Source organism: Vibrio sp. VB16 (assembly GCF_015594925.2).
GTDB lineage: Bacteria > Pseudomonadota > Gammaproteobacteria > Enterobacterales > Vibrionaceae > Vibrio.
In genome coordinates this window covers 990,587-1,005,413 of record NZ_CP087590.1, presented here as the reverse complement: position 1 = coordinate 1,005,413, position 14,827 = coordinate 990,587, and the positions used below count along the sequence as shown (strand labels likewise).

The window sequence follows — 14,827 nt, the reverse complement described above, 5'->3', positions numbered from 1 at the left end:
AATGTGCCATGATTAAGGTTGCACAGAATCAACAACAAAGGTGACCACTATGAACTATAAGTTAATTAGTATTGATTTGGCAAAAAATGTCTTTCAAGTTGCTCTACTCGATCAACAAAATAACCTCGTTTCGAATAAAAAGATCACCCGAAATAAATTGCTTCACACCCTAAGGCAATACCAGCCCTCTCTTGTCGTCATGGAGGCGTGTTATAGCTCCAATCACTGGGGAAGAGCGATTGAAAAACTGGGGCATACGGTTAAATTAATTCCCGCCAGATTAGTCAAAGCGTTCTTAATCGGCAATAAAAATGACGCTAACGATGCGCTCGCCATTGCCGAAGCCGCACAACGACCCAAAATTCATTTTGTTGGCGTGAAAACCGTTGAGCAACAAGATATTCAATCTTTGCAAAGGATAAGAGAATTACTGGTAAAACAACGTACGGCGAACGCCAACCAACTACGAGGGCTTCTAGCGGAATACGGTGTCGTAATGGGGAAGACAAAATCGAATTTAATGAATGCCATTCCTTTCGTTTTAGAAGATGCCGAAAATGAGCTGTCGACAGTGGCTCGTTCGGTTGTTCAACACCTTTATCTTCGACAAAAACAGCTTGAAGAAGAAATCAAAACCATCACGGCTCAAATGGTGTCATGTGCCAGCCAACATGAAGACTATCAATTGCTTTCAGGTATTCCCGGAGTCGGTCCTATTGTCGCGTCAAGTATCATGGGCTCGATAAATAGCATGAGTGAATTCAAAAATGGACGTCAGTTGTCAGCATGGCTTGGCCTAACCCCTTCTCAATACAGCAGTGGCGACAAAAACCATTTAGGCAAGATAACCAAACGAGGCAATCAAACGCTTCGTAAACTTCTCACTCAGGGTGCGCAAGCGGTCATTAATCATTGCGATAAAAAAGACGACCCGCTAAGCCAATGGTTACAAAAATTAAAAAAACGAACACACCATTGCAAAGTGGTAGTGGCCTTTGCTAATAAATTGGCCCGAATAATCTGGGCCGTATTAACGAAAAGAGCTCCTTATAACGTCGAACTCGCTTGCGCTAGATAATGGTAAATGAACAGAAAGCCAACTCAATAACAACGGTGTAAACAGTGATGAATTAAACGGTTTGTCTTATTCAAAACCTGGCGAGGACAGCGGTTATCAAAACCATGTGTGTGTTGAGGAGGATAAGACGTCAATTTGAATCTCATTAGGGCGCGCATGAACTCATGCCAAACAGACGCCGGATATATGTCGCAAGACCGTGAACCACTGCTAACCCCTGTTGTTAGGGAAAAACTCTATGGAAAGATAGATAACGAACGTTCTACAAACATAAAGACCTTGTATCAAGCGAGGTGACCATATATGTCCTCGTTAATTCTGTCCTCGTTAATTCTCATTAATTACGTGCTTTATGCGTGTAAGGGTTAAGAAGCATAACCGCAATTTATAGGTGCCTTTCTACATCTAACTTCACATCGTTCAATCGAGTAATGACATTGGGCTCACCTTGCATAAAGTCGAAGGGTTTGTCATTCAATGCACACACGGTTCCAACCGCTTTGCCTTTATGCATAATTGGAACACCGTAATAAACACCTAATCCGAATTCAACTAAGTCTGCGTTCCCTCTCCACTCTTTATCTTGAGAGGCATCTGAGACCAACAACGGTTCTTCCGTGTCGACGACACGTTCACAATACAGTTCATGGCAGCCTTTTTGATTGCTTTTAGGTCCTGCATCGCCCGCGCTATAAATAGGTTGTTCATTAGCCGCAAACACGACCATTGTCTCCGGCGTCGACTCCATGATCAACAACGAATGCAGCTGATAATGCCGAGCGATTTTATTGAGTTCTAAGGTCAATACCTCGCGATACTCAACTAACTTCTGAAATCCCATATTAACCCCTATAAGTAAACTAACGACACTACGCTTTTTTGGCGAGAAGGTTATACGTCAATGTGCCTTCTGTTTTCACATCGCGAATAAATAGCAACATGCCGCAGCTCCACACAATACACGCCATACCAAACAACAAACCACCATCATCACCCACTACATCGCCCATCGCGTTAAACTCTGGCATTACGACGCCTAGCGGCGTGAACAAATGGAAGACAATCGCGCCAGTCATGATACCCACACTCATTGCGGCACCAAAACCGTGTAAACGAGTAAGCAGAAGAATTGCAGCAATCAGTTCAGAAAAACCAATCAGGTAGCCACCGTATACGCCAAACCACTCAATACCCGACCACTCACCCAGAGTACCAAAAATATGCTCTGTCTCGTAAGAACCCGAAAACTTAAAGAACAATGACTGAACAAATACAAAGATGACAAATGCTGATGGAATATGCTTCAACGGTACAAACTTCATTAGGTGGATTCCTTATTATTTAATTAGATTTGGCCAGTTTTGGTCAGCCGTCAATATATGGCCTGCACGATCTTCGTCCCAACGTCTCTTCACTCCAACATCGTAATTTAAATAAAGCTTACCATCGACAATTGCCCATAATTCAGGTTTGGCAGAAGCAAAATCGTTTTTGGCAGAAATCGCCCATGCACAGTAACCACCGTATTGTGGGGCGTAGCTTTCTGGATCGGCTTTAAACTTACTTAGATTCTCTTCTGAAGAAAAATACCAGTCAGCATCTTTGTACTCTACTTGCCATTGGCTATTGCCTTTAACCGGTTGGCCTTCCGTGAAATATGCCACGGTGTCATAACCACTCACCGCTTTATTGCTGAACGTTCCTGTGTAGATCTCGTCAGCGGCGAATGAAGGGAAACTTACGAGCATGATTAATAGGGCAAATAACTTCTTCATTTGAAGACTCCTGATTTGGAAACCGACGTTGTGTTGAGCGTCGATAGATTGATAATTCATTTATTGTTTAGCAGAAGACACGACAACTGAGATAAAACTTTCAGTTGTCGTGTTATTTTTTCTATTAAAGGAGCAAGAAGGACTAACGAGGAGATACATCTGGATATCTAAGGTGTATGTCCTGGTTAGTTTACTCGTTAGTTTTTCCTCATTATTTTAAGCATTTGTTTTAAACTGTGCCACGGCATGATCCATGTCTTTTGCTTGCGCTTGCACACTATCAACCTCATCAAGGCATTGTTTAGCTGAGACCATATTGTCATCTGAAATCATTTGCAGCTCTGTAATGGACTCATTTACTTGATTCATTACAATTCCTTGCTCTTCAATTGCCGAAGCGATGCGTTCTGAGTTACTTTGAATATAACTCATATCGGTGATGATCTGTGAAAAGCTGTCATCTAAGGTTTGTGAAAATTGCTTGGTTTCTTCGCCTTGTTTATTACAAGTTTCAATATCCGCTACAACAGCCGACATCTGACTTTGAATGGCTGTCACTACCGAAGTAATTTCTTGAGTTGAATCATGAGTACGGCTGGCAAGATTGCGGACTTCATCAGCAACCACAGCAAAACCTCGCCCTTGATCACCTGCTCGTGCAGCCTCAATAGCAGCATTCAAAGCTAATAAATTTGTTTGTTCTGCTATACCCTGAATCATCTCTACGGCTCCTCCTATTTGAGCAACACGTTGGTCTAGCGAACTTATTGACGCCTGACTGCGAGACAGAGTTGACGATAATTCATTAATATTATTAACCGTTGCACTTACTCCCCCTCGACCTTCATTCGCGTTATAAGACGCTTGTTGAACGCCTTCAGTTGCCACGGCTGTACTTTCCGAAATCTCGCCAATAGTCGATACCATTTGTTGGACAGATGTCGCCATTGAGCTCGTATGTTGTGCCTGAATATTGAACTGTTCGATCACACCTTGAAGTTGACCATGCATACTTTCAGTACTTCTGTAGAGCCCTTTGGCTTTAATCTGAGAACCAGAAACCAACTCTGCGATGTTCGCCAACAAATCGTTGAAGTATCGACCCAACACTGCCAATTCATTATTGCCTGAAATATCAATTCGCATTGCCATGTTGTTGGTTTCTAAAATCATTTGAATCGTTTTTAACAATTTGTTCATTATGATGTTTATAGACCAAACTATTTGGACAATCACTAATACAATGACAAGGATGATGACACCTGTAATGCCCCATTGAATTGTTGTCAGGCGCTCTTCATAAGTGTTTACTCCAGATTGTAATGCTACTGAGGCTTGCTCAAACTGTTCCTCAATTTGATGCGATGCAGCCCGAACTTCTCCCATTAATCCTTGATCATGTTGAAGACCAATAACCTGAATTTGATCAATCACTTCCTGACTAACTTTAATCAGCGCTGGAAAATTAAAATCTTGTAATATTTGAGGTTCAAAACTGCCTTGCTTAACCGCATTATCGAAGTTATTTAGAGCCAACCCTCCTCTTGCAGAAGCTGAGCCAATGGCTTTCTCATATTCAGAATTAAATTCCCCTAACAATCCTTGATCTTTTTTTAATCCCAAAGCTTGTGAAGCAGAAACTAAAGAAGAGAACTTATTTATATATATATCAAGGTCAGACTTCAAACGATCTGGATACGCAATATCGTAACTTATAAGAGTGGCCGCAATATGTTGATTAATGTCCGTAAACAGCGCGGCATTGTCTTGAAATTTAGTTAGGTACTTAGCATCTTTTCGCAACAAAAAATCTTTCTCGTTACGACGTAAATTAAGTAACCTAACCTCAAGTTCAGAGAGTTGAGTTTTTGCATTTGCTAGCTCTGCAACGGAACCGGAGAAACTAATCGAAATTCCAAGGATAGCCGCAATGCCTAGAATAGAGGTTAATCCAAGAATGATTAAGCGAGATTTTATGTCCATAATGCGCATTTTTTGATGAAATTTATAGGAGTATAGTTGCAATATTAATTACCTGTAAGTCAATCTCCGATATTTAGATGATGCCTTGGGTTCAGCATAATAATTTTATCTTGCTTAACAATATCAGACATTGGATCACGTTCCGTTTAAAAATACCCTTCGTGGTTATCTCTCTCTTCGTACTTTTTTGGAAGTTCAATCATTAATATAAGGTCGCTTATTCAAGGTAAAGTAATTTACATTGCTTTGCGCTACTATTACCTCATTTAAAACTCAGAACTCTGGTTAAATAACTCGATGACCCCTTTTCATTCCTTATTTATAATCGAAGATGACGTAAAGCTTCGCTCAATGCTTGAAGAGTATTTCGTTAAACAAGATTTCGAAGTGACCGCATTTGAAGATGGTACAAACGCAATTGATGCCATTGTCGAACATCAACCCGATATCCTTTTGCTTGATCTTATGTTGCCAGGTATGGACGGTCTGACAATTTGTAGACAGATCCGAGCTAAGTATTCAGGTAAAGTTTTAATGTTGACGGCAAGTGATGACGATTTTGACCATGTAGCCGCTCTCGAGATTGGCGCCGACGACTTTGTAAATAAACCGATTAAACCGAGAGTCTTGTTAGCACGTATTCGTATGTTGCTCAGGCGTAACCCGACAGTTGGACAAACAGCCAAAGTGACGTCGAAGTCAACCAATACTTTAACCTATGGTCAACTAAGCCTGAATCAGGCACGTAAGATTTGCTCACTTGATGGCATTCAGATCGTCATGCCTGACAGTGAATTCGACCTATTATGGATACTCGCAAGTTCTCCTGATGAAGTATTGTCACGAGAAGTGCTAACACAGGCATTAAGAGGTATTGAATACGATGGTCTAGACCGCACTATAGACAACAAAATAGTTAGCCTGCGAAAGAAACTTGGTGATAACTCTTCTACACCAAAGCGCATTATCACAGTGAGAGGCAAAGGCTATTTGTTCGTACCAGATAGTTAAAGAAAACTTGAGGATAATGATGTATGCGCCGGTTCTATATAGAGGCATTTTTCGGTTTATTGGTGTTCTTCTACGCGAGTCTCATTACGTATGACACCATAGTTAATCAACTCAATACCGACAATGAGTACGTATTGGAAGATCTGGAAGGCGCCGCATTTCGAGATCTGTTAATGACAATTTCCGATAGTCAGGGACAAGAACAAGCCCTCATTGCCCTAAACGATTTTGTCGACAATACCACCAAAACCCTCGCCGAATTCCCTCGTTCAGGCGTTCCTGATGAAGTAAAAAGCCACTTCAATAATGACAGAGCGTATCCGTTTACTTATTACGATGATGAACGGGACTTCTGGTTTATGCTCTCATCTGTCGACACCATCTATCGAATTCAACCCGATGCAGAATCGTACCTTCGTAAAGCGATCGAATTTGATGATGTTATTCTTCTAGGCTTTATCTTAGGCGGTTTTTTTATCTACACATCCGGCTTGATCTGGTTTCTCAGTCGCAGAATAAACGCACTTGAACTTGCCACCATGAAATTTGCCCAAGGTGATTTTAACTGCAGAGCACCGACAAGCAGTAGGCTTAGAATGGGTTCGCTCAATGAGAGTTTTAACTACATGGCGAACAAAATCTCTTACTTAATTACGAGCAACCGCTCACTGACTAATTCGGTTGCGCATGATTTAAGAACGCCGATTTTCAGGATTCAATGGCAAGCTGAGATGCTACAAGACGAGAACTTAACTCAGCAACAGCACGGGAAAATCGCCAGTATTATCGAAGATACCGAAGAGATGGAACAGATGGTCGATGACCTGCTTTACTTCGCCAAAGTTGAGCGTCCAGATTCTGTATTGAACATAGAAAGACTTGAATGTAACCCTTATCTCAAAGGTATAGTAAGCAAATTACCGAAAAACAACACAGTGATACTAGACCTTTGCACTGCTGAAGATCTTTTTGTCGGAGCCGATGGTGCCTTACTCAAACGTGCCATCAATAATTTGCTCTCTAATGCTCTGCGGTATGCAGAGCAGAACATTCGGCTGTCCGCAACAATGGAAAATGAAGAAGTCGTGTTTATTGTCGAAGACGACGGTCCAGGGATTCCGAGCGATCACTGGAGCTTCATTTTCGACCCTTTTTATAGTGTTGACCCATCCAGAAACAAAGCCAACACAGGATTCGGTTTAGGTTTGGCAATTGTTAAACTTATTATTGAACGACATGGTGGTCAGGTGGAAGTAGGAGCCAGTATATTAGGTGGTGCGAAATTTACTCTGCGGCTCCATCGTTTGTCAGATGAGTCTGACAAACAGTGACAGATAATAGACAAGGTCAATATATTGTCAGGTTAACTTATTCTGTACAGTGTTCATAACAAGTTAACACAAGGACAATATGATGAAACAACTGACCATTCTTATCTCTACTCTTGTTGCCGCTACCGCAGTACATGCGGCAGGTGATACATACATTCGAAACGGTAACATCTATACCAAAGAGAACAGCTGGATTGCTGAATTAGGTGCCGCGGGTGCAAGTGATTTGTTTAAGGATCAAAAACACAACGCTACCCTACTGGGCAATTTTGGTTATCAGGGTGAAGACTTCAATGCGACACTGCAAAGCATTAACTACCGTTTCCTTGGTAACTCTGGTGATATGTTCAACATGAGTGGCTACATAGGCACATCTGGTCTGGCATACGACCAAGATACATCAAGTTTTTTGAAAGGAATGGACAAACGTAAAGCCAGTTTGGACCTAGGTATCAATGCTGACTTTGCGCTATCTCAAGGTACAATTTCTACGTACTTCCAACAAGACGTGACAGACACGTACGATGGCTACTTGGCAGGTGTGACATATTTCCTTCCAATGAGTGTTGGACGCATAGATCTGGTTCCATTTGCAGGTTTGACATACCAGAGTGAAGATTACGTGGATTACTACTTCGGTGTAAAAAATAAAGAAGCGACTCAAACACGGAAGGCCTACAAAGGTAGCGCGGATATCTCTTACAACCTTGGTTACAAACTAATTATGCCAATCAGTGATAGATGGGAACTAACGCAAACAACGGCTTACACTCATCTTGGTGACAAAATATCCGACTCGCCAATTGTAGACAGTGCCAATCAGTGGGTAGTTGGTGCAACGGCCGCATATCGTTTCTGATAACACATAAGAGTCAATCAAAATACGTAATGACAAAAAGCCAACAGACCGAGATCTGTTGGCTTTTCAAATTATAAAACAACGGAATATTAGTCGTTGTTGCTATCGCGGGCGTCGAAATGATAATCAACATTGACGATAGCGCGGTAAGAGATTTCACCGCGAGCTTCAGAGAACTCTTCAATTGTCACAGCGGTGCCATCCAGCGTAAGGTTAGAGACTGTATTTTCTCCGATGGGAGCTAATTTGAAACGTAATTCAGAATGGTTAGCCGTTTCCAATGCATCAACGTAATCAAAACCTGCTTCATACGCGGCAGCTTTTGAAGCGAAACCGGCTGTTGACAGGTTTGCTTCGCTATAAACCGTTTGAGTGCCGGCAAAGGCGGTTGCGCTAACAAGGAGAGTTGCGGCTAGAACTGTTAATTTTTTCATCTTATTTACCCTTAAAGTGTCTATTAAAAATGAGTGACTACTTGTTGGGGTAACTGCCCCTCTCACTCGATGACGCTATTATTCATTATTTATATGTGACGTACATCACGCATATTCACCATTCATCATGGACGATTTAGCACCAATAGAATGAAAGTTTTAAAGGCGATGAGTTTTGCGGCGGAAGTTAACGAGAACATACGCATTGAAACCTGAGGTGTATGTCATCATGAGTTCGGTCAACGTTTACATTCGGATAAACCCTTATCCAGCACACAACATCGTTTCAGTCTGTGCTTTATACTTAAGAAGTATAAGCTCTACCAAACCATCTAGGCTCGGTAATTATATAGTCGTGAAGTATTCACTTGATTATAAACCCACAGAGGAAGCCATTATGAAATCTGAACATACGATAGGAATTTTTGTCGTTGCGATTGTTGCCACTGCGTTTGGTGTTCTTACTGTCATCTCTGGTGGTTCCGTCTTATTTATTGAAGAGAAGGCTCAAGCAGCTGGTCACTATGTTCCGTTTGTTGTTTGGTTTAACTTTTTGGCAGGATTTGCTTATGTTATAGCGGGCTTAGGGATAGGGTTTCGTCAACGTTGGGCGGTATGGATGTCAGCTAGTATCGCCATGCTAACTGTTTTAATTTTGGGGCTATTGGGATTGCACATTATGAATGGCGAAGAATATGAACTTCGCACCGTTATTGCTCTTATTTTTCGAGCGACGGTATGGGCTAGCCTCACATTGTTTTCGTATCGTAGACTGAGTTAGCTAAGAATTTCGGGTTACTTTTATAACATTAACGAGGACATACGCCTTGAAATTAGAGGTGTGTGTCCTCGTTAGTTTTCTCGTTAGTTTTTCTTAGCCTAAGGCAGCAGCAACGATCACTCGTTTGAATTCATTATGCATGCATAGGCAACAAGAAACGCGGGCTCTTGATATTGCTTTAGACCTGTCTCTTTAAACGGTACCGCAAGTGGGTTTCGTTTCAAACGCTCTTTAATTTCGCTAGCCGCAACGACATCGACCGAAAGACCTTCGATCAATTGGATGGCCGCTTCCAACTTAAAACCGACCGCACCACCAGCAAACTTACCTTTTGCTTGGCGTTGGCGGATCACCACACGATCAATCTTGTAATCTTGCATCAATTTAGCGAACGAAAACTGAAAGTCTTTCATTTTTTGAGTGTCGTTTGCATCGCCTATGGATACCTTAGCCACTCGGCAATCGGGAATCGTAAACACCCCATCGGACAGTGATAGCAGGCTTACAATCGCGTCATTTCCACTAATTTCAACACCACAAATATTCATTTCATTACCTTGTCTTTGATGAACCTGCGATTATACGGTGCGTTGTCACGATGCACCAGTGCGAGGTTTGATTCTGTCAATTATGGTGGTACGTAAATGACGAGCGCGCCCACCTAAAAACGCTACTCTCCATAATAACCGAGCATCATCATAGTGAAATGACAAACGGGTTTACCCCCTATAGAGATCCACTCATAGGACTCGATTTTAAACCGTGTATTCGGCGGAAAATTCACTTCAAATGTATCAGGGTTCAATGAAAAATCGGTGATATCTGCGCCACCTGGCCACTCATCGGACCCTTCTGGAGGCTTGCAAGTAATCAGCACCCCTCTTTGCCAAACTTTCGCTCCATTTAAGTCATTTGAAAAACTCCATGGTGTTTTGAGTGTAATAATAGAGCCCGGCTTCAACATATTATCTAAAGCATCTTCAAATGGATAAGTAAGTGACTCTGTAATCGGTCCTGCGTTACCCGGATATTCACGCAGCGAAGGGGAAAAATCTTTTAAGGTATTACCCGATATGGCCATACCTCCTCGATACAAAAGTGGGTAGTCTTTTGATGACACTTTGGGCAATTTAAGGAGTGCATTAATATGAAGTGTGGTCTCGGCAACGGCATATTTTTGAACTTGTGTGGCGACAGATTCAAGTTGTTTAAGAACGTCTTCTTTTGATTTAGCGGGTTTCATCAAAAACATATTCATGAAATCAGCATCTTTTGCTGTGCAACTAGGATAATCACACGCCCAAATCGTTTCTGCCAATGAACCGATATCTAAAGGGAGACCTTTTATTGCGCTATACGCCAATTGGTTAAACGCATCTGTCCGAATAAAATCTGGGCTGGTCCAGTCATATAAGCACATAGCAAAATCAAAGCCATTTGGATCTCCCGGATAATTTTGTTTACCTAGCACCTTTAATTCTTCAATTGATCTAGTCGTGCCGGATGGAGGGTTCTGATAAGGCACTATTTTCTTGTCCATCATTTCCTTAAATAATGCCACAACTTCGGGAGTCACAACAGGCAGCGCTTGTAGTTGTCCTGAGGTGTTATTTCCGTGACCAGTTGCCAGAAATGAACCATCACTTTCAATCACAAATTCAATATTCCCTTGATCATCGTACCAATAACGCTGTCCATTCAAATCGAGAGCCCAGTAGTGTTCCCCGTCAGGTTGATGCCCTATATCATTAATGTCGACAAAACCCAGACCATTGATCATCAGGCGAAAACTACCCCCTTTTTCTCCCCTTGCCTCACCCAATGGCAGACCATCACAGACGTAATAACATGTTGTGAGTTTCGAATTTACTTTTACAGATGAAATAGACCACATAACCGCTACCTTTATTAACCCTACGCGTCATCGTCGCCGATCCATTATTGGGTCTTCAGGAAACCAAGCGACCACGACAGCAGGAATCCATCAAAAATGAGGCAAATGACGTTGACCAAAGAAAGAGGATGTTAACGCATACGAAGCCAGAACGAAGAATAAATCGACTAAAAAAGCCTAACGAGGGCATACATTTCGAAATATGAGATGGTCACTTCTGGCTCGGTATCGCAATGTCCTTAGTTGTTCTTCCTTGGTTATTCCAGTTCAAAGTTATCTTTTTGACCCCTCTTTTTTATTGAGGCACTTAACTTGCCATATATTCGCTTACTTTTTGCCTTAACCATTGATGTGCGTTATTCGTATCAGTCCTAGTGTGCCATGTCATATACTGATGCATTTCCAAGGTTTCGAAAGGTTGATGCAGAACTTGTAGGCCAAATTTATCTGCATACCGAATAGCTAGCTCACGGGAAGTACTACCAATACAATCAGAACCAGACACTAACGCACACATGGTCAGTAGCGAGTCGCACTCTGCACTGATTTTCCGATCTTGAATCGGGAGCTTGGTAAAGTAGTCTGCTGTATAGCGATTCGAGCGGCGCATACGGAAGGTAATGTGCTTTTCCTCGTAGTATTGTTCTTGTGTGATCACCCCTTGTATACGAGGATGGCCATTGCGAGCAATTAAGACCAATTCATCCGCTTGCACTTGCAGAGTTTTGTAACTGCTCAAGTTAGGGTAATTAACATCAACCGCAAGATCGGCTTTTTGCATACTTAGGCTGTGCATTAAAGACTCTTCGTCATTCGGCACCATCGAAAACTCTATTGATATATTTTCTAATGACGTATCTTGCTCGACAAGAGGTTGTAGCTTTGCCAACGCGATCTCATTGACCAAGATGTGAAAGGTGTAGCACTGAGAAATATCAAACTCACGAATTGAACTTACGGCCTCAACAATCCCCAACATTGCAGGTTCAACTCGGCTGGCCAACTGTATTGCAAGGTTAGTTGGCTCAATACCGCGTCCCTTGCGAATAAACAAATCCGCACCTAATTGAATTTGGAGCCGCTTGAGCGCTCCACTCACCCCTGGTTGAGTCATTTTCAATGATTCCGCCGCCAACGTAATTGATTGTAATCGGTAAACCTCAAGAAACGTCTTCAATAGGTTGAAATCTAAATCTCTTTGTTGCTCACTCATTAATACATAGCCATTCATTATGTGTTAAATAAACTTTACTTTATTTTTTGTTATGTGTCATTTCTCTATACTCATCTTATCGAAACAGAACTCCTAATGAGCGAGATGACCATGACTACAATTCCTAATTTTCCAAAAGCAACTCTATTCCTAGCGATAACGCTCGCGTTCCCTTCTTTAGCAGCAGATCATAACCACGAGCATTTCAGCGAAATTGGCGATCAAGGCGGCAAAAGTGCAACAGACATGACCATCAAAGCTAATAATGAATTCGCGAAGACACTAAATTTTGCAGATACCAGAGCATTTGAAAACAATAGCCGAGGTTTAATCGCAACATTTGATCAAGAAACGGGCGACATCATTCGAAATAGCTTCGATTTTATTGAGGCAAACGTAGAAAATGCCGAAAAAGCACCGAATTCAGTCAACCCATCTCTATGGCGCCAAGCGGTATTAAACCAAGCAGCCGAAGGTCTGTACGAAGTTGTTCCGAATAAAATATATCAAGTTCGCGGAGCTGATTTAGCGTCTATTTCATTTATTCGCAGTGATAGTGGGTGGATTGCTTATGATGTTTTACTTACTCAAGAAGCAGCAGAAAAATCACTAAAATTCTTCAAAGAAAACGTGCCTGAAGGTGGTGACCTACCTGTCGTAGCGATGATTTATTCTCATTCTCACGCCGATCACTTTGGTGGTTCTCGTGCCATTAAAGATGCTTACCCTGATGTCAAAGTATATGGTTCTAAAAACATCACCAAAGAAATCGTGGATGAAAACGTGCTAGCGGGCAATGCAATGTCACGCCGCACAGCTTATCAATATGGCGCGACACTCAACCGTCATGAGCATGGCATTGTCGATGCGGCTCTAGCAAAAGGGCTTTCAAAGGGAAAAATCACGTATGTACTGCCTGATCACGAACTGAATCACAAAGAAGATATCGAAACATTGGAAATCGACGGTCTCGAAATGCAGTTTATGGACGCGTCAGGAACGGAAGCAGCATCTGAAATGGTGACCTACATTCCGAGCATGAGAGCATTATGGACTGGTGAACTTACCTACCAGGGGATGCATAACCTTTATACACTGCGTGGCGCAAAAGTTCGTGATGGATTAAAATGGTCTAAAAAGATCAATGAAATGCTCATCACTTGGGGAGCCGATACCGATGTTTTGTTCGCCTCTCACTCTGCACCAATTTGGGGGGGCGAGGAAATTTCTGGCTATCTAAAAATGCAGCGTGACGCATACGGCTTTACGCACAACCAAACATTACGCTTAGCCAATAACGGTGTCGTTCTACAGGATATTGGTGATGAAATCTATAAGGTAATGCCAGATAGTATTCAAAAGACATGGCACACAAATGGCTACCATGGCACATACTCTCACAATGCTCGTGCGGTATATAACATGTACTTAGGGTACTTTGATATGAACCCTGCAAACCTGAACCCACTTCAAGTAGAGCCAGAGTCAGTAAAATTTGTTGAATATATGGGGGGCAGCGAAGCCGTGATCGATAAAGCGCGAGTCGATTTCAGTGAAGGTGAATACCGATTTGTCGCGACAGCATTAAACAAAGTCGTTCACGCTGAACCTAAAAACAAAGAAGCACGTCAACTGCTCGCAGATACTTATGAACAGCTCGGTTACCAATCTGAAGGTGCCGGTTGGAGAAACATTTACCTTACTGGAGCGCAAGAGCTTCGCATCGGTACTCAACCTGGCGCTCCAAAAACTGCGTCTCCAGATGTATTAACGAATATGACTATTGAGAACTTGTTGGATTTCCTAGCAGTTAAAGTCGATTCACTAAAAGCACAACAGACTCCGTTTACGATGAATATTCACCTGCCTGATGTAAATGAGCTGTTTTATGTCGAAATGTCTAACGGAAATCTGAACAACATTAAGGTTTCTGAAATGATGGAAGCAGATACAACTTTGATTATCAACAAGAGTGACGTATCAAAAATCATCTTGAAGCAAGCAACATTAACAGAACTGATAGATCAAAATAGTGCAGAAGTTCTCGGTGATGCATCCTCGTTGGAGAAACTAGTAAATTCACTTACCGAATCTGATACAAAATTTGAGATTGTCCCACGTCCAGAAAAAGGTCAAGAAGTAGACGCTAAGCTTTACGACACTCACCATTAATCGTGTGATATTGCTGTCCGAAATATTTTAGTCACTTGAAAGCTAGGTCCTCGATATTTGAGGCCCTAGCGACACAATGTAAAGACATCGCTACGTATATCATATAAACAAACGGTCCCAATTGTTGAACATCATTTTATTTCTCCCTAAAGAAAATCTCTAATAACGATTGGATAAGATGACGCCAGTTATTGTCAGAGCTATCCCGCATAAAATAATCAGCGTAAAAGATATCCATACTCATTTATCAGTAAGACAAGTCACGATTAAGAAATCATTGCCAATATATCTTTAAC

General features: G+C 41.9%; 14 protein-coding genes. 6 read left to right on the top strand and 8 right to left on the bottom strand.

Going from position 1 to position 14,827, the window contains the following annotated elements:
• Positions 1-49: 49 nt before the first annotated feature.
• The gene (locus tag IUZ65_RS04815) at positions 50-1,078 is read left to right on the top strand and encodes an IS110 family transposase (protein ID WP_195702661.1); all 1,029 of its coding nucleotides are present in this window, start codon (positions 50-52) and stop codon (positions 1,076-1,078) included.
• 385 nt (positions 1,079-1,463) lie between these two features.
• Here IUZ65_RS04815 and IUZ65_RS04810 read toward each other — a convergent pair whose 3' ends face one another.
• From IUZ65_RS04810 to IUZ65_RS04795, 4 genes are all read right to left on the bottom strand, one after another.
• On the bottom strand, positions 1,464-1,919 hold the full coding sequence (locus IUZ65_RS04810; protein WP_195702660.1) for a GAF domain-containing protein: 456 nt from the start codon (positions 1,917-1,919) through the stop codon (positions 1,464-1,466).
• 28 nt (positions 1,920-1,947) lie between these two features.
• The gene (locus tag IUZ65_RS04805; RefSeq protein WP_195702659.1) at positions 1,948-2,400 is read right to left on the bottom strand and encodes a hypothetical protein; all 453 of its coding nucleotides are present in this window, start codon (positions 2,398-2,400) and stop codon (positions 1,948-1,950) included.
• Between the two features lie 15 nt (positions 2,401-2,415).
• The gene (locus IUZ65_RS04800; RefSeq protein ID WP_195702658.1) at positions 2,416-2,853 is read right to left on the bottom strand and encodes a YHS domain-containing (seleno)protein; all 438 of its coding nucleotides are present in this window, start codon (positions 2,851-2,853) and stop codon (positions 2,416-2,418) included.
• Positions 2,854-3,069: 216 nt separating this feature from the next.
• Complete coding sequence (locus IUZ65_RS04795; protein ID WP_195702657.1) at positions 3,070-4,836, bottom strand: methyl-accepting chemotaxis protein; 1,767 nt, start codon at positions 4,834-4,836, stop codon at positions 3,070-3,072.
• A 297-nt stretch (positions 4,837-5,133) separates the two neighbouring features.
• On the opposite strand from IUZ65_RS04795, the gene IUZ65_RS04790 reads away from it, so the two are divergent.
• The 3 genes from IUZ65_RS04790 to ompV all read left to right on the top strand — a co-directional run bounded on the left by IUZ65_RS04790 (position 5,134) and on the right by ompV (position 8,037).
• Entirely contained in the window at positions 5,134-5,847 is a 714-nt protein-coding gene (locus IUZ65_RS04790) for a response regulator (protein ID WP_195702656.1), read from the top strand.
• A gap of 23 nt (positions 5,848-5,870) precedes the next feature.
• On the top strand, positions 5,871-7,178 hold the full coding sequence (locus tag IUZ65_RS04785; RefSeq protein ID WP_195702655.1) for an ATP-binding protein: 1,308 nt from the start codon (positions 5,871-5,873) through the stop codon (positions 7,176-7,178).
• Between the two features lie 82 nt (positions 7,179-7,260).
• Positions 7,261-8,037 (top strand): outer membrane protein OmpV, encoded by a 777-nt coding sequence (ompV, locus tag IUZ65_RS04780; protein ID WP_195704997.1) that lies wholly within the window; start codon positions 7,261-7,263, stop codon positions 8,035-8,037.
• Positions 8,038-8,126: 89 nt separating this feature from the next.
• Here the strand turns inward: ompV and IUZ65_RS04775 are convergent, their stop codons facing one another.
• Positions 8,127-8,471: a DUF3316 domain-containing protein gene (locus IUZ65_RS04775; RefSeq protein WP_195702654.1), complete on the bottom strand. Its 345-nt coding sequence runs from the start codon at positions 8,469-8,471 to the stop codon at positions 8,127-8,129.
• A gap of 397 nt (positions 8,472-8,868) precedes the next feature.
• Here IUZ65_RS04775 and IUZ65_RS04770 point away from each other — a divergent pair, with 397 nt between their 5' ends.
• Positions 8,869-9,252 carry a hypothetical protein gene (locus IUZ65_RS04770; protein ID WP_195702653.1) on the top strand — a complete coding sequence of 128 codons (384 nt, stop codon included), beginning with the start codon at positions 8,869-8,871 and terminating at the stop codon, positions 9,250-9,252.
• A 116-nt stretch (positions 9,253-9,368) separates the two neighbouring features.
• On the opposite strand, the gene IUZ65_RS04765 is transcribed toward IUZ65_RS04770, so the two are convergent.
• From IUZ65_RS04765 to IUZ65_RS04755, 3 genes are all read right to left on the bottom strand, one after another.
• On the bottom strand, positions 9,369-9,800 hold the full coding sequence (locus IUZ65_RS04765) for a DUF3010 family protein (protein ID WP_195702652.1): 432 nt from the start codon (positions 9,798-9,800) through the stop codon (positions 9,369-9,371).
• A gap of 122 nt (positions 9,801-9,922) precedes the next feature.
• Positions 9,923-11,146 (bottom strand): hypothetical protein, encoded by a 1,224-nt coding sequence (locus IUZ65_RS04760; RefSeq protein ID WP_195702651.1) that lies wholly within the window; start codon positions 11,144-11,146, stop codon positions 9,923-9,925.
• A 307-nt stretch (positions 11,147-11,453) separates the two neighbouring features.
• Complete coding sequence (locus tag IUZ65_RS04755; protein WP_195702650.1) at positions 11,454-12,359, bottom strand: LysR family transcriptional regulator; 906 nt, start codon at positions 12,357-12,359, stop codon at positions 11,454-11,456.
• Positions 12,360-12,470: 111 nt separating this feature from the next.
• On the opposite strand from IUZ65_RS04755, the gene IUZ65_RS04750 reads away from it, so the two are divergent.
• Complete coding sequence (locus IUZ65_RS04750) at positions 12,471-14,531, top strand: alkyl/aryl-sulfatase (protein ID WP_195702649.1); 2,061 nt, start codon at positions 12,471-12,473, stop codon at positions 14,529-14,531.
• Positions 14,532-14,827: the final 296 nt, after the last annotated feature.